At 62.2% G+C, this 23,637-nt stretch carries 17 protein-coding genes and 1 pseudogene; 6 read left to right on the top strand and 12 right to left on the bottom strand.

Going from position 1 to position 23,637, the window contains the following annotated elements:
• Positions 1–331: 331 nt before the first annotated feature.
• Complete coding sequence (locus tag QMK50_RS23555; protein ID WP_095169289.1) at positions 332–760, top strand: GNAT family N-acetyltransferase; 429 nt, start codon at positions 332–334, stop codon at positions 758–760.
• Positions 761–906: 146 nt separating this feature from the next.
• Here the strand turns inward: QMK50_RS23555 and QMK50_RS23550 are convergent, their stop codons facing one another.
• The 7 genes and pseudogenes from QMK50_RS23550 to QMK50_RS23520 form a co-directional block, all read right to left on the bottom strand.
• On the bottom strand, positions 907–2,436 hold the full coding sequence (locus tag QMK50_RS23550; RefSeq protein WP_095169290.1) for a DHA2 family efflux MFS transporter permease subunit: 1,530 nt from the start codon (positions 2,434–2,436) through the stop codon (positions 907–909).
• 66 nt (positions 2,437–2,502) lie between these two features.
• On the bottom strand, positions 2,503–3,705 hold the full coding sequence (locus QMK50_RS23545) for an HlyD family efflux transporter periplasmic adaptor subunit (protein WP_320334087.1): 1,203 nt from the start codon (positions 3,703–3,705) through the stop codon (positions 2,503–2,505).
• Positions 3,706–3,720: 15 nt separating this feature from the next.
• Positions 3,721–5,195: pseudogene (locus QMK50_RS23540) on the bottom strand (efflux transporter outer membrane subunit).
• Positions 5,192–5,665, bottom strand: a complete 474-nt coding sequence (locus QMK50_RS23535) for a MarR family winged helix-turn-helix transcriptional regulator (RefSeq protein ID WP_095169293.1) — start codon at positions 5,663–5,665, stop codon at positions 5,192–5,194. Before QMK50_RS23535 ends, QMK50_RS23540 begins: the two are co-directional and overlap by 4 nt.
• An 842-nt stretch (positions 5,666–6,507) precedes the next feature.
• The gene (locus QMK50_RS23530) at positions 6,508–10,179 is read right to left on the bottom strand and encodes a translocation/assembly module TamB domain-containing protein (RefSeq protein WP_320334086.1); all 3,672 of its coding nucleotides are present in this window, start codon (positions 10,177–10,179) and stop codon (positions 6,508–6,510) included.
• Positions 10,176–11,903 carry an autotransporter assembly complex family protein gene (locus QMK50_RS23525; RefSeq protein WP_320334085.1) on the bottom strand — a complete coding sequence of 576 codons (1,728 nt, stop codon included), beginning with the start codon at positions 11,901–11,903 and terminating at the stop codon, positions 10,176–10,178. Before QMK50_RS23525 ends, QMK50_RS23530 begins: the two co-directional genes overlap by 4 nt.
• A gap of 65 nt (positions 11,904–11,968) precedes the next feature.
• Complete coding sequence (locus QMK50_RS23520) at positions 11,969–12,619, bottom strand: GNAT family N-acetyltransferase (RefSeq protein WP_095169296.1); 651 nt, start codon at positions 12,617–12,619, stop codon at positions 11,969–11,971.
• A 174-nt stretch (positions 12,620–12,793) separates the two neighbouring features.
• On the opposite strand from QMK50_RS23520, the gene xthA reads away from it, so the two are divergent.
• The gene (gene xthA, locus QMK50_RS23515) at positions 12,794–13,606 is read left to right on the top strand and encodes an exodeoxyribonuclease III (RefSeq protein ID WP_095169297.1); all 813 of its coding nucleotides are present in this window, start codon (positions 12,794–12,796) and stop codon (positions 13,604–13,606) included.
• Between the two features lie 79 nt (positions 13,607–13,685).
• Positions 13,686–15,023: a phosphate ABC transporter substrate-binding/OmpA family protein gene (locus tag QMK50_RS23510; protein WP_320334084.1), complete on the top strand. Its 1,338-nt coding sequence runs from the start codon at positions 13,686–13,688 to the stop codon at positions 15,021–15,023.
• Positions 15,024–15,045: 22 nt separating this feature from the next.
• On the opposite strand, the gene cobF is transcribed toward QMK50_RS23510, so the two are convergent.
• Both cobF and QMK50_RS23500 read right to left on the bottom strand, forming a co-directional pair.
• On the bottom strand, positions 15,046–15,804 hold the full coding sequence (cobF, locus tag QMK50_RS23505) for a precorrin-6A synthase (deacetylating) (protein ID WP_320334083.1): 759 nt from the start codon (positions 15,802–15,804) through the stop codon (positions 15,046–15,048).
• A complete protein-coding gene (locus tag QMK50_RS23500; RefSeq protein ID WP_320334082.1) occupies positions 15,801–16,388 on the bottom strand; it encodes a histidine phosphatase family protein in 588 nt (195 codons plus the stop codon). Before QMK50_RS23500 ends, cobF begins: the two co-directional genes overlap by 4 nt.
• A gap of 195 nt (positions 16,389–16,583) precedes the next feature.
• On the opposite strand from QMK50_RS23500, the gene QMK50_RS23495 reads away from it, so the two are divergent.
• Genes QMK50_RS23495 through QMK50_RS23485 form a run of 3 tightly spaced genes read left to right on the top strand, consistent with a single transcriptional unit; the run spans position 16,584 to position 19,007 of the window.
• A complete protein-coding gene (locus QMK50_RS23495) occupies positions 16,584–17,600 on the top strand; it encodes an arginine N-succinyltransferase (RefSeq protein WP_320334081.1) in 1,017 nt (338 codons plus the stop codon).
• Positions 17,601–17,631: 31 nt separating this feature from the next.
• Complete coding sequence (astA, locus tag QMK50_RS23490; protein WP_320334080.1) at positions 17,632–18,732, top strand: arginine N-succinyltransferase; 1,101 nt, start codon at positions 17,632–17,634, stop codon at positions 18,730–18,732.
• A 23-nt stretch (positions 18,733–18,755) separates the two neighbouring features.
• Positions 18,756–19,007 carry a Pathogenicity locus gene (locus QMK50_RS23485; protein WP_095169303.1) on the top strand — a complete coding sequence of 84 codons (252 nt, stop codon included), beginning with the start codon at positions 18,756–18,758 and terminating at the stop codon, positions 19,005–19,007.
• 47 nt (positions 19,008–19,054) lie between these two features.
• On the opposite strand, the gene QMK50_RS23480 is transcribed toward QMK50_RS23485, so the two are convergent.
• From QMK50_RS23480 to QMK50_RS23470, 3 genes are all read right to left on the bottom strand, one after another.
• Positions 19,055–20,386 (bottom strand): IS4 family transposase, encoded by a 1,332-nt coding sequence (locus QMK50_RS23480; protein WP_320332658.1) that lies wholly within the window; start codon positions 20,384–20,386, stop codon positions 19,055–19,057.
• Positions 20,387–20,592: 206 nt separating this feature from the next.
• Entirely contained in the window at positions 20,593–22,506 is a 1,914-nt protein-coding gene (locus QMK50_RS23475) for an RHS repeat-associated core domain-containing protein (RefSeq protein WP_320334079.1), read from the bottom strand.
• Between the two features lie 130 nt (positions 22,507–22,636).
• A complete protein-coding gene (locus QMK50_RS23470; RefSeq protein ID WP_095169305.1) occupies positions 22,637–23,521 on the bottom strand; it encodes a LysR family transcriptional regulator in 885 nt (294 codons plus the stop codon).
• Positions 23,522–23,637: the final 116 nt, after the last annotated feature.

The following is a 23,637-nucleotide window of genomic DNA, read 5'->3' as shown; positions in this document are numbered from 1 at the left end:
AAGCCCGCACTCAACTTACACCCGCCGCTTCTCGTCGTGGACACCAGCGGGTGAACGGTCGAGAGGCCGACGCACGAGCCATACCGCTTTGAGAGGGCCAGCCCGCCAAGGTGCTGGCCAGCGGACGAACGGTCGGGCAGATGAAAATTTCTTCACCCTGCCCGCCCAGCTGGCCCCTTATAGTCAGCACGCACATCCAAGGAACATTCAGCCCGCACCCCCCCATGCGGGCTTTTTTTTTGAACGTAAACGCCCCAGCGACTTTCCTACAACCCGTTCCACACGCTAGGCTGCGCCTGCATCCCCCTTCCCCGACACAAGGACGTCGACCATGCCCGTGCGCATCGAAGTAACCCAAGACCCGCAACCCGCAGAACGCCAGGCCATTCTCGACCCACTGCGCGCCCACAACATTGCCCATGCCGGTGACGGCCACTATCAGGAAATTGCCTTGCTGGTGCGCGATGAACACAGCGAAGCGATCCTCGGTGGGCTCTACGGGAAAATGTTCTACCAATGGCTGTTCATCGACCTGCTGTCCGTGCAGGAACAGCTACGTGGCCAGGGCATAGGCGCCCGGCTGATGCACATGGCCGAGCAACTGGCCCGGGACAAAGGCTGCATCGGCATGTACCTCGACACCTTCGAATTCCAGGCGCCTGGGTTCTACAGCAAACTGGGCTTCACCGAAGTCGGACAGATTGTCGACTATCCGCCGGGGAGCAAGCGCTACTTCTTCCAGAAGCGCCTGATCGACTGAGCCTCGCAAGCGCGGTGTGTCACGTACCATAAATGCTGGCTATGCCGGCCTTATCGCGGCATAGGTATCTACACAACTGTGGTGCGACGTTGTGTAGATAACGATACTCATCGTGGGCAAGCCATGCTCCTACAGCGGTAAGCCGTTCAATGCCCACTCGCTTCGGGTCCGGCCTTCGCTGAAAACGGCGGTTTGGCCAGCCATACCAGCAGGATCAAGCCGACAAACCCCCAGCCCAGCAGCGTGAAGTAGTCCACGGTGGACAGCATGTAGGCCTGGCTGGTCAGGACCTGGTCGAGCTGGGCGTAAGCCGGGGTGCCGGCGCCCCCCAGGGTATTGAGGGCCTCGCGGGTGGCCGGGTCGAAGGTGCTCAGGTGTTCACTCAGGTAGGCGTGATGCTGGTCGGCCCGGCGGATCCAGATCCAGGTGGTCAGAGAGGCCGCGAAGCTGCCGCCCAGGGTCCGCAGGAAGGTCGCCAGTCCGGCGCCGTCGGCGATCTGTTGGGGTGGCAGGTCCGACATCAGGATACTCAGGGTCGGCATGAAGAACAGCGCCACGCCAATGCCCATGAACAGCTGCACCAGCGCTACGTGCTGGAAGTCCACCTCATTGGTGAACCCGGCGCGCATGAAGCAGCTCAGGCCAATCGCCAGGAACGCCAGTCCGGCCAGCAGGCGCAGGTCGAACTTGTGCGCGTACTTGCCGACAAATGGCGACATCAGCACCGGCAGGATACCGATCGGTGCCACCGCCAGGCCGGCCCAGGTCGCGGTATAGCCCATTTGGGTCTGCAGCCACTGCGGCAGGATCAGGTTGATGCCGAAGAACCCGGCGTAGCCCAAGACCAGCACAATGGTGCCAATGCGAAAGTTACGATGGGCAAACAGCCGCAGATTGACCACCGGGTGCTTGTCAGTCATTTCCCAGATCACGAACACCGCCAGGGCAATCACCGAAATGGCCGCGCCAATCAGGATGAAATTCGACTCGAACCAGTCCAGGTCATTGCCCTTGTCGAGGATGATCTGCAATGCCCCCACTCCGACGATCAGGCTGATCAACCCCACGTAGTCCATCGGCTGGTGACTGGTGACCACAGGACGGGCCTTGAGCTGCTGGCGGACCACCATCACCGCGAAGATCCCGATGGGCACGTTGATGAAAAAGATCCACGGCCAGCTGTAGCTGTCGGTGATCCAACCCCCGAGGATCGGCCCGGCAATCGGCGCCACCACCGTGACCATCGCCAGCAACGCCAGGGCCATGCCGCGCCTGGCCGGCGGATAGACCGCGATCAGCAAGGTCTGGGTCATCGGGTACAGAGGGCCGGCCACCAGCCCCTGCAGCACACGAAAGCCGATCAACTCCGGCATCGAGGTGGAAATACCGCACAGGAACGAGGCCAGCACGAACAGGATGGTCGCCCACAGGAACAACTTGACCTCGCCAAAGCGCCGGCTCAGCCAGCCGGTCAGCGGCAAGGCAATCGCGTTGCTCACGGCAAACGAGGTAATCACCCAGGTGCCCTGCTCCGAGCTCACGCCCAAGTTGCCGGAAATCGTCGGCAACGCCACGTTGGCGATGGTGGTGTCGAGCACCTGCATGAAGGTCGCCAGCGACAGGCCGATGGTCGCGAGCAGCAGGCTGGGCGGGGTGAAAGACGCGTTATTGCTCATCGCGAATCCTTTGAATCGAGGCAGGCGCTGCGCCCTGGAGGCGGCGCAGCGGTCGGATTGGCGAAATCAGCGTTGAGCAGTTTTACTCGCCACTGAACTGTTGTCGTGGATCAGGCGACTGATCAGCGCGTCGGCGTCGGCCAACTGGCGCTCATAGATGGAAGTACTGAACGAAGCCTTTTGCGGCGGTTGCTGCGCCAGCACCGGGCCGCTCTGGTCGCGCAGGTCGACCTTGACCAGGGTCGACAGGCCGACGCGCAACGGATGCTTGGCCAGTTGCTCGGCGTTGATGTGGATGCGTACCGGCACTCGCTGCACGATCTTGATCCAGTTACCGGTGGCGTTCTGCGCCGGCAACAAGGCAAACGCACTGCCGGTGCCTGCACCGAGGCTGTCGATGGTGCCGCTGTACTTCACATCGCTGCCATAGAGGTCGGCTTCGATGTCCACCGCTTGGCCGATGCGCATGTCGCGCAACTGGGTTTCCTTGAAATTGGCGTCGATCCACAACTGGTCGAGGGGGATCACCGCCATCAAGGCCGTGCCCGGCTGCACCCGTTGCCCCAGTTGCACGGTGCGCTTGGCCACGTAGCCGGTGACCGGGGCGATCAGGGTGCTGCGGGCCTTCGTCAGGTAGGCCTGGCGCAATTGCGCGGCAGCCGCCTCCACGTCCGGATGGGAGGACACCACGGTGTCGTCCACCAACGCGCTGCTGGTCTGGAATTGTTGCTGGGCATTGGCCAGGGCGTTTTGCGCCGAGGTCAGGTCATCCCGGGCATGGGACAGTTCTTCCTGGGAAATCGCCCCGCCGGCGGCGAGACTTTTGCGTCGGCTGTAGTTTTCCTGGGCCTTCTGCACTTCCGCCTTCTGCGCATTGACCTGGGCTTTCATGCCATCGACATTGCTGTACAGGCCACGAACCTGGCGCACCGTGCGCGCCAGGTTGGCCTGGGCACTTTGCAGGCCGACTTCGGCGTCGTTGGGGTCGAAGTTGACGAGCACCTGGCCTTCCTGGACCAGGTCGCCGTCGTCCGCGCCAATGCTGACCACGGTGCCGGTGACCAGCGGGGTAATTGCCACCACGTTGCCGTTCACATAAGCATCATCGGTGCTTTCGTTCCAGCGCCCGTAGAGGTGATGCCAGCCCCAGACGCCGAGGCAGCCCAGGACCACCAGCAGTGTCAGCACCAGCAGCATGAACTTGCGTTTACCGGGATTGCCCGTGTCTTGGGCGGTTTCAGGAGTCGGGGTGTTCTGCACGTTGGCCATGACTAGTACCTTGAATTATTGATTGCGCGTGGCAGGCGCCGGGGATGGGCCGGTCGCAGCCAGGCTGTCGCCATGAAAGCCGCCACCCAGGGCCTGCATCAGTTGGATCGACAGATCGATCTGTTCGGCATTGAGGTTCGCCAACTGACGCTCGGCGCCGAGCAGTTGCTGCTCGATGCTGAGCACGTCCAGGTAGTTGCCGACGCCGGAGCCATAGCGCTCCAGCACGGTGTTGTAGGAGTCCTGGGCAATGTCGGTGGCGTGTTGCTGGGCGACGATCTGCCGACCGACGTCACGCAACTGGGACAGGCTATCGCTGACTTCCCCCAGCGCCTTGACCAGGCTTTTGTTGTACTGCGCCACCGCCAGGTCGTAGTCGGCATCCTTGGCATCGAGGTCGGCGCGCAGGCGACCACCGTCGAAAATCGGCAGGGAAATCGTCGGGGCGACGTTGAAGAAGCGGCTGGTCGAACCAAACATCGCGTTGCCCAGCAACGACTCGACCCCGGCCGCGGCGCTCAGGTTGAGGTTGGGGTAGAAAGTGGTCTTGCCGGCATCAATACTCTTGCTCGCCGCCTCGACTCGCCAGCGCGCCGCGACCAGGTCCGGGCGGCGGCCCAGCAGTTCGGCGGGCAACACCGAGGGCAAGGCCACGGCGCTGGCTTGCAGAATGTGCGGCCGGGTGATTTCGTTACCCCGATCCGGGCCTTTGCCGAGCAGCACTGCGAGGGCGATTTTGGCGCTCTGCAGGTTTTTCTCGGCATCGATCAGCGAAGCCTCGGAGCTCGCCTCCAGGCTCTGGTTCTGCTGGTACTGATACTGGCTGTCGATGCCGGCGCTGAGGCGCCGCTGGCTCAGGTCAGCAATTGCCGGGTGCGCTTGAGGTCTTCAGTGGCCAGGTCGTGGACGATATGGGCCTGGCCCAGGTCGCTGTAGGCGCGGGCAACGTCGGCGGCCAGGGTCAACTGTGCCGCCTGGCGATCGACCTCGGCGGCCCGGGCCTGGCCCAACGCAGCCTCCCAGGCGTCACGCTGGCCGCCCCACAGATCGAAGGTGTAATTGAAGGTCGCGCCGAGGCTGCGCATGGTGTCGTAGGAGTCACCCTGCAAGGTCGGGTCCTGATACTGGGCCAACCGCTCGCGGCGGATACCGGTGCTGGCATCCAGGGTCGGCATGCGCGCAGCATTCGCCGCACCGGCAGCGGCACTGGCCTGATGGGCCCGGGCGCTGGCGATCTGCATATCCGGGCTGTCACGCAGGGCTTCGCGGATCAACCTGTCCAGTTGCGGATCGCCCAGGCTCTGCCACCAGTCGTTTTTCGGCCATGCCGCCGCCGACAGCGTCACACCGTTGAGGGATTGCCCGGCCTGCAGGGCTTTTGCATCAAGGCTCACACCTTCGGTGGTCAGGCCGCTGTAGTTGGCACACCCGGCCAGGCTCATGGCCATCAGCACCAGGGCCAGTCGGGAACCCAGGGTTTTATCGCTCATTGGTCACCTACCCGCAGCACGGTGATGGGATCACCGGCGGCCAGCAAAATTTTCTTGAGGATGGCTTCCAGGGTCTGCAACTCCTCGGAGTCGAGGGCGCCGGCCAACTGGTTCATCGCGTTGACGCCAATGCCCGGCAACTTGTCGGCCAGCACCTGGCCTTCCTCGGTCAGGCCCAGGCGCACCAGGCGCCGGTCATCTGCACAGCGTTGGCGGACCAGCAGGCCTTTGTGCTCCAGACGGTCGAGCATGCGGGTCATCGAACCGCTATCCAGGGACAGATGGCGGCACAGCTCGGCCGGGGTGTCGACGCCGTACTGGGCCATGATGATCAACACCTTGAACTGCGCGGCAGTAATGCCGTGGGGTTCCATGTGGGTGTCGATGATCCGATCCTTGAGCAAGGCGGCGCGCCCCAGCAGGAGACCGAGGTGGCAATTGCGAAAGTTTTCCGGGGAAAAATGTTTCATCTGACGACCTATTGGCTGCCTAGGCAGTGAATATGTGTCGAGATATTACTGCCTAGGCAGTGAATGTCAAAGGAAATAGTTAGCAAGCTTTGCAATTTATAAAATAGGCAGTCGCCGGACCGCTATCGCGAACAAGCGAAGCGCCGCCCGGCTCTCCCACAGGGAATACGACACCAGAAAAAGCCAGGCCGACTTTGACGCTTGATCCACCTGCACCGTCGGCAGGATGAGTAAAGGTTTAAATAAGGGAAATCGGTGCGTTGAAGGGCGGCGAGGACTGCGTCCTCGAACGCAGCCTCGCGGGCTCGACAGCTGCTACGGGGGATTGGGGGTCATGTCGATATCTACGGTGTGGCGGAGATCGTCATCGCGGGCAAGCCCGCTCCCACAAGGGAACGCGACACCAGGGCAAACAGGCCGGCCGGTAGGCCGCCTCGTCCGCTCTTACCACTCAGGCCGACTGTCAGGTCGCCGTGCTCTGGCTTTTGATCTTGATCCACCCGCCCCTTCGGCAGGCTGAGCGAAGGTGTCCATCAGGGGGGAGGCGCGAAGCGCCGTGCGGCGAAGCCGCATGCATCGAGAGGAGGTGCAGCGAAGCAAACCGTAGGGGATGCCCCCTGATGGGCACCGTAGCGAAGGTACCCCGAGCCTTAGCGAGGGGCCGAACGCTGGGGCAAGACTTTTTGGGTACTTTTGTGTCGTTTGACAAAAGTGCCTCGCCGTAAGGGCGAAACCTTAAGCCGCCGTTACCGCAGCAACGGATATACCCACAAGACCAAGACCAAGACCAAGACCAAGACCAAACGGATAGCAGCTCCTTTCAGCTCAGCAAAGCCGAGCCCTCAGAAATCCCGCTTATAGAAGATGTCCAACGAACTGGCGATCCCGCTGGCGGCTTCCAGATAGACCTTTTTGCTCAGCTTGTAGCGCAAGGCAATGGTGTTGGCCGGCTCAAACACACCAACGCCATAACGCAGGCTGAGCTTCTCGGTAATGTCACCACTGGCGACCACACTGGTGGCGGTGCCGCTGCCCTCGGTGTCGAGCTGGAAATCATCGATGCCAAGGTTCTTCGCCAAGCTCCCGGTGAGGTCCGAGCTGCCCATCAACCCCAGGCCCAGCGCCGCTTGCGCAAGCATGTTGTTGTCTTCACCGTTGGTGCTCAGCGGACGGCCGAGCACCAGGTAGGACAATGCTTGCTCCTGGCTCATCGCCGGCTCCGAGAAAATCTGCGTAGTCGGCTGCTCGGCGCTGCCGCTCAGGCGGATACCGGCAATGATGTCGTCGGTCTGGCGAATCGCTTCGATGTCCAGGTACGGCTGGTCAATGGGCCCGGCGAACAGCAGCCGTGCACGGCGTACAGTCAGGCGCTGGCCGTAGGCGCGGTAACGCCCGTCGTTGAGCCACAATTCGCCCCGGGTGTCGAGGTTGTCGCCGATATGCACGTGCCCCTTGAGGTTGGCGGTCAGGCCAAAACCGGCAAAGCTGAGCCGGTCTTCGCCGACTATCACTTCGACATCCATGGCCATGGCCATAGGTGCCTTGCCCTCTTCGGTCTGGTGCCCGACGATCACCGTGTCATCGGAGACCTTGACCGTCGATGGCGGCAACTCGCGCACCGTGATCTCGCCCTTGGGCACCAGCACCTTGCCGGTGATCGCCAGCTTGTCGTCCTTGATCGAGATCTTCAGGTCCGGCGCCACTTCCAAGGCCGCGTAGGGTTCGACGCTCACCGGCAGTTGGCTGCCCCGCAGACTGAGGTCGACCACCAGGGCCTGCCCCCAGTCCACCTGGCCCGTGAGGCTGCCCTGCCCGCTCTTGCCGCTTTTCCAGCCGCCATTGAGTTGCACGCTTTCGCCGGCAATCTGCGCCTGCAACTGCAGGGCCTCGAACCGCGTAGGCAGTTGTGGCCCGGAAATCTCACCGTTGCTCAAGGTCAGGTTACCGTTGACCTTGGGCGCCAATAGCCCGCCGGACAAGGTACCGCTGCCGTTCAGGCGGCCGGCCAGTTTCTCGACCATTGGCACAAACGGCCGCGCCACCGAGAGGTCCAGCCCACTGAGGCGGAACGAGCCGCTCAGGGGTTTGTTTTTAGGCAGCGGGTTGATCTGCGCCTGCACCATCAGCTCACCCAGTTTGCCGCCGACAAAATTCAGTTGGGTGTCAATACGCTTGGGGTTGAGGGTGCTGGTGAGTTTCAGTGTCTGGTACGGGAAATCCAGCCACTGGTCCTTTTCCTTCATGCGCAAGGTGCCGCCGCTGGCATCTACCAGCACCTGGCCTTTCGGCCCGCTGGCCGGCAGGTCCAGTTGCACGTCGGCGTTGAGCTTGCCCTGCCAGGCGAAATCCTTGGGCAGCCATTGCGCCAGGCTGTCGATGGGGAATTGTTTGAGGTGATAACGCAGTTTCGGCTCGGGCATCAGGCGCTGATCCTCGCCACACAAACTGGCGGGGCCAGACGTCCAGCAGTGAGCGCCGAAGGTCAACTTGCCATCGGCCAGGCGTTCGATTTTCGCCGGACCCTGCAGCTGCCAGTCCTGGCCGCCGGCCTGAACGTCGCCGCTGGCCAGGCGTCCACGCCAGTTGCCTTGGTCCAGGTTGCCGTCCAGGCCCAGTGCCAGTTTCAGCAATGGGCCTTGCAGGTCCAGTTGCAGCTTCTGCTGCTTGAGGGTGCCCGTGCCAGTGGCCGTCAGGGTGCCCAGTGAGTTGTCGCCGACCGTTATGCCGCTGCCCTTGAGGTCGATCTGCGCCCGTTGTGCGCTGTCGAGGGTGGCGTCGAGGTTGAGGCTTTTCAGGCGATTGTCGTCCAGGGCCAACTGCACACCCTGCAGGGCGAGCTTGCCCTGGGGCGCCTGCACTGTGCCTGCGACGTCGAGCCGGCCATTGAGCTGACCGCGTAACTGCGGCCACAGCTGGCCCAAACGCGGGGCCTTGATATCGAGTTGGCCGCTGAGTGTTTGCTGCAGGCTGGCGCTGCCATCGATGCGGTTCTCGCCCAGGCGGATCTGCAAGGCACTGAGGTTCCAGCGCTCGCCCGCGCCGTCGGCCTTGGCTTGCAACACCGCCGGCTGGCCACGCAGCTTGCCCTTGAGGTCAAGGTCGGCACTCAGGCTCAGTTGTTCATTGCGCATCTCGCCCTTGCTGCGTAAAGGCCCGGCCAGGGTGCCCGGCAGCTCCGCCAGCCAGTACGCCGGGTTGAGCGCCGACAGGTCAAGCGCGGTGTCCCAGGCGATACCGTCGGCAAACTTCAGGTTCAAATGCCCGGCGGCCTTGCCCTGCCCTGCGACCAATTGCAGTTGCGGCAGGAAGATTTGCGTCAGGTCGCCACTGAACGGGCTGCTCAGGCTGAAGGCCCCGGCAGGACCGTCCAGCGCCGCCTTGAAGTTGCCCAGGTAGTTACCGTCGCGGTACGCCACCTCACCGTTGAAGCTGCGCAGCGCCACCTCGGGCTCATCGATCAGCGGATACAAACGGTGCCAGGGGAAATCCAGCCAGTCGATCTTCGCCTCGGCGACCAGGCCCTCGGACCAATCGATCTGGCCGGTCAGCTTGAGGCTTTGCTGATCGTTGGCGTTGAGATCCAGCCCGGCGATCTGTGCACCCTTGGCGTCGACCTTGCCTTGCAGCAGCAGGGCCACCGGTCCGTCCTCGGCCGGCAAGCTGGCCTTGCCCAGCAGTTGATAGCCGTTTTTCAGGTCACCGCTACCGCTGAGTTCAAGCTGATTGAGTTGCAGGGTGTCCGGCAGGTCGGCACTGGCTTTGAAACCATCGGCGGTGATGCGCACCTTGGCCGGCAGGTTGTCGGCCAGCGGCTGCAGCTCGCCGGTCAGACGGCCCTGCAGGTAACCGCTGCTGTCGGCCTCGAGGTTGAGGGTTTGCAGCAGGTTGCCATTGACCTTCAGCGTCAGAGCCAAGGGCGTGTTGCCGGGCATCGGCATAGTCAAATTGCCGCTGGCACTCAGCGGCCAGTTGCCGGTCGGTTGCAGCAGCCCGGTCAGTTCCAGGTGCAGGTCATCGCGCTGCAGACGCAACGAGTCGATCTGCAACCCTTGCGCCGTCCAGTACGCCACCAGTTGCAGATCCTTGAGTTGCTCGCTGCCGTCCAGCAGCAGGCTGCCGATTCGCACCTCGCCCAGCTCGATCGCCAGCGGCAGTTTCAACTCCGGCAAGCTGATCGGCCCGCTGCTTGGCTCGGTACTCGGCGCAAACTGCAGGACCACCTGCTCGGCGTGCAATTGCTCGATGCACAGGGTCATGCGCGTCAGGCACAACGGCGACCAGGCCAGCAGTGGCTTGATCAGCTCAACCCGGTCCTGGCCCTGCTGCCACAGCACATGATCGGCACTCCACTGGCCGGCCAGGCGGCCCTGGAAATTCTCCACGCTCAAACCCGGCACCTGACTCAGTGCCCAGCGGCTGCCGGCTTGGGTTCCCAACAGGCTCACCACCGCCAGCAGCACCAGGACCACCAGTGACAGCACGGCCAGCAACGCTATTTTCAAACCACGCTTCACAGCTCAGGCCCCATGGAAAAATGCAGACGAATACCGCCGGGGTCATCCAGCGCATGGGCCAGGTCGAGACGGATCGGGCCGACTGGCGAAACCCAGCGCACACCCATGCCGACCCCAGTCTTGAGACTCGGCAGTTCGAAGTCGTTGAACGAGTTGCCTTGGTCGACGAAGGTTGCGACTCGCCATTTTTCGGCAACCGAGTATTGGTACTCCAGGCTGCCGGAGACCATGTAGCGTCCGCCTACGCGGTCGCCTTCGGAGTTTTCCGGCGACAGGCTCTGGTAGTCATAACCGCGCACGCTCTGGTCACCACCGGCAAAGAAGCGCAGCGATGGCGGAATCGATTTGTAGCCATTGGTGGCCGAACCCCCGATCTGTGCACGCGCGAGGAATCGGTGGTTGTCCAGCACCGTGGTCAGGCCCTTGGCCAGGGCGGTGCCGTATAACAGGTTGTTGTCCGAGCCCAGCCCTTCCTTGGCCACCTTGCTGTCAAATTGCAGGCGATAACCGTTGTGCGGATCGATCCGGTTGTCACTGCGCAGGTAGGAGTAACTCACGCCCGGCATCAACAGGTTACTGATCCCCGAGTCATCGCCCAGGCGATACTCCTCGTGCTGCCATTTCAACGAGATCACCCGTTGCCAGCCGCTGGGCAGCTTGCTGTGCCATTCCGGCCCCAGGGTCAGCAGTTTGCTCAAGCTGTCGGTGTTGGCCAGTTCTTCATTTTGATAGCCCCCGGCAAACCGCAACTTGTCGGTCAACGGCGGGTCCAGCGGCACGTCGTACCACAGGCCGACGTTCTGCCGTGGCGCGGAGAGCTCGGCCTCCCAGCCATAACTGTGGCCTTCGGGATTGACCCAATGGCGTGTCCAGTTGGCCTTGGCTCGCGGCCCGACGTCCGTCGAATAACCCAGGCCCAGGCCCATGGTCCGGGGTTTACGGGTGTCGAGAGTGACGGCCACGGGAATTACATCGTTGGCGGCAGTGGTCGGCGCGGCATCCACCCGCACGGACTCGAAATAGCCCGACGATTGCAGGGCCTGGTTTAGCTCGGCGATCAACTCGGAATCATAAGGTGCGCCACTTTTGAACGGCACCATGCGTTGCAGCAGGTCCTCGTCGAAAGGCGTATCGCCGGTAAAGCTGACCTTGCCCAGCGCATAACGCGGGCCGCTGTCATAGACCAGGTCGATGTCGGCGACACCGGCCCGAGGGTCGACGGAGAGCTTCTGGCTGGTAAAGCGACCACTGAAAAAGCCGAAGCGCGAGGCCTGGTTCTGGATCAGCCGCTTGGCGTCTTCATAGTGGCCGTGATTGAGCACGGCGCCGGGCTTGAGCACGTCGCTCTGGGGCACACGAAAGGACTTGAGGGTGGCGGCCGGCCCCAGGATCTGGATAGTCACGTAGCGCAGGCGTACCGGCTCGCCGGGGTCGATATTCAACACCAGTCGGGGTGACTTGCCGTCTTTGACTTCGCTTTCAATTTGCGGCTGGTAGTAACCCAAGGCCTGGGCGGCCTTGCGCGCCTGCTCCTCGGCTCCGCGACTGAAGCGCAACAGGGCTTCTTCATCGCGTTCGCCGAGATCGCCGATATAGCCTTCGATGTTGGCCTTCAGCTCGTCATTGGACGGTTTGATCCTGACGTCCAATTCACTTTGCGCCAGGGCCGCTGCGCTGCTGATCAGCATGAGCACGCCACTGGTAAATCTTCCTGGAAACTTCATAGGCGCGGATGCTATCACGAGCTTGGGAGCGTGATAGAGCGAACATTCTGAACAAAAGTTCGACCTTAGGCTGTTGCGCTATGTAACACCTGCGGATTGGCGTGGAAAAACACGTGCTCAAGTACAGGCCCTACCGCCACCTCGCCAATCTCCTCATACCCCTGACGCTTATAGAACTCCAGATAACGCGGATTCCCGGTGTCGAGCACCACCCCCTGGGAATGCTCGTCTACCGCGCACCAATTGTGCACGGCTTGCAGGAGTTGCTCGCCGAAATGCTGACCCTGGAATTGCGGATGAATCCCCAGCAACGGCAGCACGTGCACCGAGTCCGATGGCACGCAGGCAGCCACGGCCGCGTGATAGTCCAGATAGCGCCGGGTGCAGCGAAAACCCGTGCTGAGCACCATGCGCAGGCGCCAGGCCCAGCTTTCGGTAATGCCCAGGCGCCGCTGCGGCGGCGCGATCAGCGCGATGCCGATCAAGCGGTCATTGACCAGCAGGCCGATGGCGGGCAGATCCTGGAGAAAATGCTGCTTGACCAGTTCGCGCACCGTCGCCCGTACCCGCTGCTCATAGCCGGGGCGCTCGGCCTCAAACAGAAACTTGAAGGTGGGTTCGTGGCGATAGGCCTGGTACAGCAATGAGCGCGCTTCACGCGAGTAGCCGCTGTCGAGCCGATGGATGTCCGCGATGGCGGTCGATGTTTCAGGCATGAGGTTTATCTCCCCTTGGCGCGGCGCAAATGACCCCGCTCTTGTAAGTACGAGCCCGGCACTGCTGTGATCGTTCCCACGCCCACAGACATTAGCAGCGCATAGGAACTACTGCCACGCTGGCTCCGATCCTACATGTCAGCTAGCATCGCAGTTTTGCCAGGACTGCCGACCATGAAGATCGTCTCGTTCAACATCAACGGCCTGCGCGCCCGCCCCCATCAATTGGCGGCACTGATCGAGAAGCACCAGCCAGACGTCATCGGCCTGCAGGAAACCAAGGTCCACGACGACCAGTTCCCGCTCGCCGAAGTCCAGGCGCTGGGCTACCACGTGTATTACCACGGCCAGAAAGGTCACTACGGCGTCGCGATGCTCTCGCGCCAGGAACCCTTGGCGATCCACAAGGGGTTTGCCAGCGATGAAGAAGACGCCCAGCGCCGCTTCATCTGGGGCACGTTCGCCGACGCCAACGGGACGCCAGTGACCATCATGAACGGCTATTTCCCACAGGGTGAAAGCCGCGACCACCCCACCAAGTTCCCGGCCAAGGCGCGGTTCTACAGTGACCTGCAAAACCTGTTGGAAACTCAGTTCAGCAACGACCAGGCGCTGGTGGTGATGGGCGATGTCAACATCTCCCCAGAAGACTGCGACATCGGCATCGGCCCGGACAACATGAAGCGCTGGCTGAAGACCGGCAAGTGCAGCTTCCTGCCGGAAGAACGCGAGTGGATGGCCCGCCTGAAAAACTGGGGCCTGGTGGACAGCTTCCGCCACCTCAACCCGGACGTTGCCGACCGCTTCAGCTGGTTCGACTACCGCAGTCGCGGCTTTGAAGACGAGCCCAAGCGTGGCCTGCGCATCGACTTGATCATGGCGTCCCAAGGCTTGCTGCCACGGATCAAGGCCGCCGGTGTCGACTACGACCTGCGCGGCATGGAAAAACCTTCGGACCATGCGCCGATCTGGCTGGAACTGAGCTAGGCCGCTCCCTGTCACATCTGCGTAACCTGAATGTCTTAATGTCCCGGCACCTCCCTTGCCCGCCAAAGGTGCCGGCTCCATGTTGCGTGCCCTGTTGCCGCTGCTGTTATGCAGCCTGTTGTCCCCGTCGGCCTTCGCCACCGCATTGCCGCTGCCCGGTAACGGCGTGGTGTTGCGTATCCAGGGTTCCAACACCATTGGGGCGGCGCTGGGGCCGGCACTGGCCAAGGGGTTGATGGAAGAACAAGGTTTGCTCAAGGTGCACAGCGAACCCCAGGGCAACCCCAACGAACAGCGGCTGGTGGGCCAGACGGCTCAAGGGCAACGGGTGATTATCGAGATCGCCGCCCACGGCTCCAGCACCGGTTTCCTCGCCCTGCACAGCACCAGCGCCGATCTGGCAGCCTCTTCGCGCCCGATCAAGGACAGCGAACTGGTGGCACTGGAAGGCCTTGGCGACTTGAAAAGCCCTACGGCCGAACAAGTGATCGCCATCGACGGCCTGGCCATTATCCTGCACCCGCACAACCCGTTGAACCAGTTGAACACCGAGCAACTGGCGCGGATTTTCAGCGGTGACGTTCGCACCTGGGAAGAACTCGGCGGCGTCGGCGGACCGATTCATCTCTACGCGCGCGATGATCAGTCGGGCACCTACGATACCTTCAAGGACCTGGTACTCAGTGGCCGCGGTAAAACCCTTGCCCGCTCGGCAAGCCGCTTCGAATCCAGTGAACAGTTGTCCGACGCCGTCAGCCAGGACCGCCATGGCATTGGTTTCATCGGCCTGCCCTACGTGCGCCAGGCCAAGGCGGTGGCGATCGTCGACGGTGCCTCGCAGCCCATGCTGCCACTCACCAGCCTGATCGCTACCGAGGACTATCCACTGTCACGGCGGCTGTACTTCTATGTGCCGCCGACCGCGCACAATCCCTGGGCCACGGCACTGATAGGTTTTACCCAAAGCCGCCAGGGCCAGGCGCTGGTGGCTGCCAACGGGTTTGTCGCGCAGACCGTGCACGCCATGGATGTCACGGCCAGCCGGCAGATGCCCGAGGGTTATCAGGCGCTGGCTGCCAAGGCGCAACGGCTGACGGTCAACTTTCGTTTCGAGGAAGGCAGCGCCAGCCTCGACAACAAGGCACGCCAGGACCTGTCCCGGGTACTCGACTACCTCAAGCAGCACGGTAAGCTCGACAGACAGGTGAGCCTGGTGGGATTCGGTGACGCCAAGACCGATCCGGAACGCGCCGCCCTGCTCTCGAAACTGCGGGCCATGGCGGTGCGCCGTGAACTGGTGAAGAACGGCGTGGTGCTGCGCGACATTCGCGGTTTTGGTGCGCAGATGCCGGTGGCCGCCAACAGTGACGACGAAGGCCGGATCAAGAATCGCCGGGTCGAGGTCTGGGTCTACTGACGCGTTGGCCGGTGTACGGCAGCTAGTCGGGCTGGCGGATCAGGTAGGTGTCCATGATCCAGCCGTTGGCTTGTCGCGCCGCCTGCCTGACCTGCTCGATCTGGTCGGCGACGTCCTTGAGTTTACCGGCGATGAGGATTTCATCCGCGGTGCCCAGGTAGGCGCCCCAGTAGATTTGCTGCTCCTGATCCGCCACCTGCTGGTAGGCATCTTGCGCGTCCAGCATCACCACCAGACTGTCGGCCGCGCTCACCTGCCCCGCTGCCAGGCGCCGCCCGGTGGTGATCTCGACGGCGCCGCCGATGCGGTTCAACGCCACTTTGTGCCGCGCCGCCAGGGCCTGGACGCTGCTGATACCGGGGATCACCTCGTAGTCAAAGGTGCAGCGACCAGCGTCGAGAATTGCCTGCAGGATACGCAGGGTGCTGTCGTACAAACCCGGATCCCCCCACACCAGAAACGCCGCACATTCATCGTCGGCCATTTGCTCGTTGATCAGCCGCTCGAAGGTCTGCTGCTTGTCGCGATTGAGCGCCTGCACACTGGCGCTGTAGTCGAGAGCATCAGGTCTGCGTTGTGGACTGTGGGCCTCGACGAAACGGTAACCCGGCTGACTGATATAGCGGGCACAGATTTCCCGCCGCAGGTCGATCAGGCTGTCCTTGCTCGGGCCCTTGTCCATCAGGAAAAACACATCGACCCGGTTCAATGCCTTGACCGCTTGCATCGTGATGTAGTCAGGGTCGCCGGCACCAATGCCGATCACCAGGAGCTGCTTCATGTCAGGGGTTCCTCGACGGGCGCGCCATTGTCCATCAGGCGCAGGCGCCAGCGGCCGTTGAAGCGCAGTTCGGTGGCGGACAAGGGTTCGACATCAATCATCTGGAAGGCACTGGGCGAGCACTGCAGCACATGAATCATGGCTGCACGAATCACCCACGGGTGAGTCACGGCCAGGTAATGCCCGGGGTGACTGCCCAGGCTGTCGAGCCAGCACCCAACCCGCTGGATCAGTTGCACCACTGACTCACCGCCATGGGGTGCCGAATGCGGATCGTCGAGCCAGGCCTGCAGCGCCAGTGGCTCGTGTTGTTGCAGGTGGTCGATGGACAAGCCGCGCCAACGACCGAAATCACAGTCATCCAACGCCGGCACATGGCGCAGGTCATTGCCGAACAACGCAGCGGTCTGCCGCACGCGCGTCTCGCCACCGCCGAGTAATAGCGGGGGCCGCTTGAAGGCGCCGGCGCGACTGCCGCGGGCCGCCTGCCAGTCCATTTCCAATGGTTCGTCCAGGGGCAATCGCGCCCGCTTCTGGGCGACGGTGCGGGCGTGGCAAATCAAGGTCAAACGGGTTACCGACACGCAGGTTCACTCGCAGGCTGTGACAGGAAAAACTCGCCGAACGGCTAGCATAATGCTGCGCCACCTGGGGATGATCAACTAGTATGGCCCGCGGTCGACGGAGGTTGACCCAGCGCACTTGCAACGCGTGGAACCCGACAGTGATCGTCAAGCCTGGCCTGCGTGGCCCGGTCGTTCTGATACAGGAGTTTATCCATGCTGGTCCTACGCCCAGTCGAGCCATCCGACCTGCCCCAGTTACAGCAACTGGCGCGCGAGAGCCTGGTAGGGGTCACGTCCCTGCCGGACGACAGCCACTGCCTGCTGCAGAAAATCCGCGACTCCCAGCGCTCCTTTGCCAGCCCGGTACAGAGCAATGGCCGGGAGAACTACTGCTTTGTCCTGCACGACCTGGAGCACCAGCGTTTGCTCGGCTGCGCGGAAATCGTCGCCACCGCCGGCTACCAGCAACCGTTCTACAGCCTGCGCAACCGCCCCTTCATCAGTGCGTCCCGGGAACTGAACGTACACCATGGCGTACCGACGCTGTCGTTGTGCCAGGACCTCAGCCCCCACACCCTGCTGCGCGGCCTGCACATCGACGCAGAACTGCAGCACACGGCTTTCTGCGAACTACTCTCGCGAGCCCGGCTGATGTTCATTGCCGCGCATCCGCAACGGTTTGCCGAAGCGGTCATTACCGAGATCGTCGGCTACAGCGACGCGGCGGGCGAGTCACCCTTCTGGAATGCCCTGGGCAAGCACTTTTTCAACCTGTCCTACGTCGAGGTCGAACGCCTCTGTGGGCTGCAGGACCGCAGTTTTCTCGCCGAGCTGATGCCCCATTATCCGATTTATGTACCGATGCTCACGCCAGACGCCCAGGCATGCATTGGCCGGGTCCATCCCGCGGGCCAGGAAGCCTTCGACATCCTCGAGCGCGAAGGCTTCGAAACCAACAGCTACGTCGACCTGTTCGACGCCGGCCCGACGCTGTTTGCACGCACCCCCAGCATTCGCTCGATTGCCCACAGCCGCACGGCGACCGCCCGCCGAGGCACCGCGCATGCGGGCCAGACCACCTACCTGATCTGCAATGACGCCGTGGATGACTTTCGCGCGATGGTGGTCGAACTGGACTGGAGCGCCGACGAGCCGGTGACCCTCGACCCCGCCACCCTGGCGGCCTTGCATCTGACTGACGGCAGCCCGCTGCGATTGGTCGCCCTATGAGGCCGGTGTTGAGTGGCCAGGGAACCGGCCGATGATCGTGCGCCCGGTACACAGCGGCGACCTGCCGGCCGTGCTGGCCCTGGCACAATGTGCAGGCCCCGGGTTCACCACCCTGCCGGCCAACGAAGAGCGCCTGGCCCACCGGATCCGCTGGGCCCAACGGACCTTTGCCAGTCAGGTTGAACGGGCGGACGCCGACTACCTGTTCGTGCTCGAGGACGACGACCAGCAAGTGCTCGGGGTCAGCGCGCTGGGCGGCGCCGTAGGCCTGCGCGAGCCCTGGTACAACTACCGTGTAGGGCTGACAGTCAATCGGTCCGCCAGCCTGGGCATCGAACAACAGTTACCGACGCTGTTTCTCAACAATGACATGACTGGCCAATCGGAGGTCTGCTCGTTGTTCCTGCACCCGGCGCATCGCCTGGGCCACAACGGCCGCCTGCTGTCGCTCGCACGCCTGCTGTTTGTCGCCGAGTACCCGCAGTTGTTCGGCGACAAACTGATTGCCGAGTTACGTGGCAGCGCCGACGCGCAAGGGTGTTCACCGTTCTGGGACAGCCTGGGTCGACACTTTTTTCGACAAGATTTCCGGCATGCCGATCATCTGTCGGGGCTGGGCAACAAAACGTTGATCGCCGAGTTGATCCCGCGTCAGCCGCTGTACACCTGCCTGCTCACCGAACAGGCCCGGGACGTCATCGGCAAGCCCCATGAGAACGCCGAGCCGGCCCGCAGGATCCTGGATGCCGAGGGGTTCGTCCATCAGGGTTATGTCGACATCTTTGATGCGGGACCGGTGATCGAAGCCCCGGTCGGGACTATCCGCGCGGTGCGCGATAGCCAGCCGCTGAGCCTGTTGATCGGTTCACCTGATGACCAGGCGCCGGTGTGGCTGATCCACAACCGCCGCCTGGAAAACTGCCGCATCACCGTCGCCCGCGCACAGCGTGATGGCAGTAACCTGATAGTGGATCGGCCGACCGCCCGCCGCCTGCAATTGCAACCGGGCAACCTGGTGCGCGCGGTCGCCCTCTACGCCGAACAGCAACAGACTGCAGCGGCGGTCCTTTCAGGGGCAGCAGGTTTATCCCAGAAGCACGCGCCATCGTCAACGAGCATTGCGCTACAGTAACGCTCACCAAAAAAGGAGCCCCTATGGGATTTTCAACGGAAGAAAAACAAACACTGTTAAGCGTCAAGGGGGTCGGCCCGACGGTGGTCCAGCGCCTTGAACAACTGGGGTTCACCACCTTGCTGCAACTGAGCCAGGCCAATGCCCGCGAAATCGTGGTCCAGGCGTCGGCAGTGGTCGGCTCCACCTGCTGGAAGAACAGCCCGCAGGCACGTGCCGCGATTGAGGCGGCGATCGCCAAGGCACGACAAACCAGTGATGCAAGCCAGGCTTGAGTGCTGGCAGATTGACAACAAAAAGCCCGCATCTGGCGTAATGCTGTTCACTTAAGCGGAGCAGCCTCACGGTCCACTGGGAACCGGGTCTTTGAAATCTTCACCGTCCTTGGCCTCGAAGGCCTGGGGCGGTGATCCAGAAACAATCCCCCGATACCTGCCCTCAGTTCCGCCAAGCGTCTCCCTGTCGCTGAAACTGGATTGGCTGCTGCCATCACGATCAATTGCACGGCGATGTACTGGCAGGCCGGTTTGAAACGGATGTCCGAAGGCGCTCGACCAAACGCCACCGCCGCTTGGCTCGCTTCCCGGCGAATCACGTTGTAAGCCAGCAACAGCCCCCACACTTCCTGATAGATCAGCTCGATTTTTTTGCTGCGCAAGGTCATTGCGTTCTGTTGCATTGAACTCTTGATGTCCCTGAAACCCAACTCGATCTCCCAACGCTCCTGATAAAGTTTGGCAACAGCCTTAGTGGTGTAGGTCTTGGCCGGCAAGGACGTCATCACGGTCTTCACTTTGCCTTGAATTTCATAGCTGACTTCGCGTACCTCCCAGTGCGAGGGAAGAGTCGGATTTCGCTTTCTGGCCTGTGGCGAGACTTTCATACGCACCAAACGGTCGCGCTGGTTGTAGCGGGCCACTTCCTCGCAGACCAGTCCCTTTTTTGCCGGGATCAACCAATGACGGCTGGTGCCCGTTCTACTTAGGCTCAACAGCAGCTCCGCGCCCCAGAACCCTTTGTCGAACAGCGTCACCGAGTGGTCGGGAATATGCTGCAAAAACTCGTCGGCCAGGCGCATTTCACTGCGTCGGTAAGGGCTCAATTGTGCATCTAGGATCACGTGCGAACGCACATTCATTAGCGCCACCAGGCGCAGCATCGGAAACGGTGTCTGGCGATCGCTGGGGGTGTTTCCCGACCCGAAGTGATCTCGAAGCTCGGGCGTATCCGGGGTGCGAAAAAGCGCACCGTCCACCGCGAAAACCTGCAAATTATGCCAGGCATCATCGTCATAGCGCTCTGCGCCCCAATGGTTGCCGGTCTTGCGGAACAACCACTCAACAGGATCGGCGCCGAGCCGTTTACGAGCTTCGGTTACACCACTGCGCGCCAGCAAATGGTCAGAGGCCAGGCCTTGGGCGCAGATGTTCAAACGCCTGGCCACCTCGTGAACCGGCTCGTCACGAAATAACGCCATGCCAAGCACTAGCCACAGCACTTGATCAGCGGGCAGGCGCCGCCGGCGAATGGTCGCCTGACTGGAGAGGTCGAGCGCAGACGCTACCCACTCGATGGGAATGTTTTGGGTGAAGGTGCTCAGGTCGCAGAAGTTAAAAAGGTCGTCGAGGTCGAGCAGGTCCTGTTGAACAGACATAAAAAATCCGATGCCAGAGGTCTGGCATCGGATTTTCTAGGAAGCCCGGCGTGAGCTCAAATGCTTAAGTGAACAGCATTACGCATCTGGCGGGCTTTTTGTCTATGGGGTCAAATCCTTTTGTCCGTTCAATCTGCACCTGCGAATGTCAGAATTTCGTGAAAAAAGCCCCCGTGCAGGAAAAAAGGACAGACGGCCCTCCCTCCTCACCACCGCTCGCCGATGCCTCGTATCAGGGCTTGCGGCAACTGCGGCTCAGCCTCATCCACCACCGCCCTGGCCAACGGATCATGCACTTGCAGTAGCGGCTTGCGGCCATCACCTCCCAGGCAGCTGCTGAGTCCCAGGGGGTTGACCCAAGTCGTTGGATTCACTGCGTACTGATAGGCGTTGAGGCCAGCCGCCAGGCGGTTCGGGGCCGGTGTCAGGTAACGCCCCAGGTGCGGGCAGTAGTAGCGATGGCGGTTGTAGTGCAAGCCCGTTTCCTCGTCGCAGTACTGCCCCTGGAAACGCAGCGGCTGCTCCACAGGCTCGTGGCCCAAATGCTCAAGACCGACTATTTGGCCGCCGGCCTGATAGGTCGCCGCCCAGACGATTTCGCCACTGCTGTCCGTCAATTCCTGGGGGGTGCCGAGATGATCGAGCTGGTAGTAGAACCGGCGGCTATCGCCTGCAGCGCCTCTCTCGACCAGGGCCAATGGGCGGAAAGTGTCGGGTTCATAAAGATAGTGACGTTGATGATCGCCGCTGATTTCGCCAACCAGCCGTTGCCCTTGCCAGACGAACTCGGTGGTACTGCTATCGACAGTCTTGGCACTGCGCCGGCCAAAAGGGTCATAGCGGTAGCTGGCCCGGCTGCCATTGGGCAGGACCACCACGCTCAAGCGATGCTGGCAGTCATAGTGGTAATGGGTCACCTGCGCAGGTTGACCGTCCCGGCGTACGCGGATCAGGTTGCCAAAGGCATCGTAGTCGTAATGGCAGTCGCCAGGATCCGGTAGGCGATTGCCACACGGGTCGTACGCGAACTGTTGCCCCGGCGCGCCCCGTGAGTGTCGCACCCGGACCAGGCGGTTGCCGGCGTCGTAATAAAAACTGCGCTGACCGTGTTGGCTGTCGGCGATGCTCGCCAGGTTGCCGCTGACCCCATAACTGTAGTGCCGCAAGTACAGCGGACGCTGTGGCTGGTTGACAGCGTGGGCCTGCAGGCGACCCCGTGCGTCGTAGTGATACTGACTGAGCAACCGGCCCTGTTGGCGCTGCTGCTCCTGCCCGCGCTCGAAGCGATGGCTGGACAGCTGCTCACCGTTGTAACCAATGGCTGCGAGGCTGCCATCGGTGGCGAAGTGATAATCGACCCAGTGGTTGTCCGGTAACTGCATGCGCTCGAGCTGGCCGCTGGCGTTGTAGCTGTAGCGCAAGCAGGCCCAGCCCTGCTGCTCGCTGAGCAGCCGTCCCTGCAGATCGTAGGTGAAGATCAGTGGCCAGTCGCTGTCATCGTCGACTCGGCTCAGGCGTCCCTTTGGGTCGTAGTCATAGGCCACCCGGCTGGCGTCGGGCAATATCTTGAGCAGCAGGCGCCCCGTCCTGTCACGCTGGTACGCCGTGACCAGCGCACAGCCGTCAGTCGCCCATTGGCTTTTCTGCAGCAGATGGCCCTGGTGATCATAGGCAAATGTGAAGCGCCGTCCGTCAAAAGTCCACTCCTGCTCGATCCGCCCATTGGCGCCCCGCTCCAGCCGATACACCTCACCGACTGGGTTTTCGATCTCCGACAACAACCCACTGCTGCGGTCATGGCGATAGCACAACTGGCTACCATCCGGATTGATCCGTCGGCTGATCAGGTGCAGGTGGCGGTCGTACTCGTAACGTGTGACCTGGCCCAGTTCATCCTGCTCGGCACTGACCTTGCCGTAGGCGTTATAGCTGAAGGTCCGGGTGGCACCATCGGCCGCCAATACTTGTCGCAATCGGCCCTCGGCGTCGTGTCGGTAGCGGGTGACCTGGCCATGGGGGTCGATCTGTTCGCAGATATCGCCGTGGGCATTGCGCCGGTAGGTCCAGCGCAGGCCGTCGACGGTCAAGATAAAGCAGGGTTCATGGGCAGGTATGAGCATCCGTTGTCTCTCTGCAGAACGAGGGTCAGTGATTCTGCGCGAGCGTCCAGAAGTGTTGAACGGGTCGGGGTAAAATCAGAATTGCCCTGGACGATTCGAGACCCATCGTGCAGGTATCAGGGCACAAGGACTACAGACGTACCTCACCCTTGAGGATGTCGAACAGCGCCTGGGCGGCTGCCGACAGTTCGTGGCCGGGCTTGGTCAGGATGCCGATGGCACGCTCGACCACCGGCTCACCCAAGGTGATGCAATGGGCGCCCAGTTCGCGCATTTGCGCGGCACACAAGGCTGGCACGGCGCTGACGCCCAGGCCGCTGGCGACCATGCGCCCGACGGTCGCCAGTTGGTGACTTTCAAAGGCCACCGGCAGGCGGGTCTGGCGCGCTTGCAGGTGCTCTTCGAGCATCACCCGCACCGTCGACGGACGCTGCAAGGTAATGAAGGGCTGCTCCAGCAGGGTGTTCCAGTCGATTTCGCTGAGACCGGCCAGCGGCGAATCACTGGGCACCACCGCGACAAAACGGTCGACATAGAGCGCCGTGAACTGCAGCGATGAACTCTGCATCGGCTCGAACGCCACGCCCAGTTCCACCTGACGGTCGCGCACCATCTCCAGCACCTGCTCGTTGATCACGTCGTTCACCGTGACGTTGACTTTCGGGTAACGCGCGCGGAAGGTCTTGAGGATCGGCGGCAGCAGGTTGCCGGCAAACGAAGGCATCGCCGCCAGGGTCACTCGCCCGCGCTGCAGGGTGAAACGCTGGCGCATTTCGTCCTCGGCGTTGTCCCAGTCGGCAATCAGGCGCCGGGCCAGGGGCAGCAGGGACTCGCCTTCGGGGGTCAGCGCGACATTACGCGTGGTGCGACTGAACAATCGTCCGCCGAGGCTTTCTTCCAGGGCCTTGATGGTCAGGCTCAGCGCCGACTGCGACAGGTGCAGCCGCTCACAGGCCACGGCGAAGCTCAAACTCTGGGCCACGGCGAGAAACGCGCGGATCTGCTTGACGGTCATCTGCGTTCCTTATTATGAAGTACGTCACGGATTAACGAGTTTTATCTATTAATCCACCTTAAAAATCAACTTATCAAATGAATCGGATGGCGCAACACTCAACCCCATACGGCTAG

Origin of the sequence: Pseudomonas sp. P5_152 (assembly GCF_033989915.1) — a bacterium.
In the GTDB taxonomy this organism is placed as follows: domain Bacteria; phylum Pseudomonadota; class Gammaproteobacteria; order Pseudomonadales; family Pseudomonadaceae; genus Aquipseudomonas.
The sequence above is the reverse complement of the archived record's forward strand: the minus strand, read 5'-3'. Positions and strand labels throughout refer to the sequence as shown.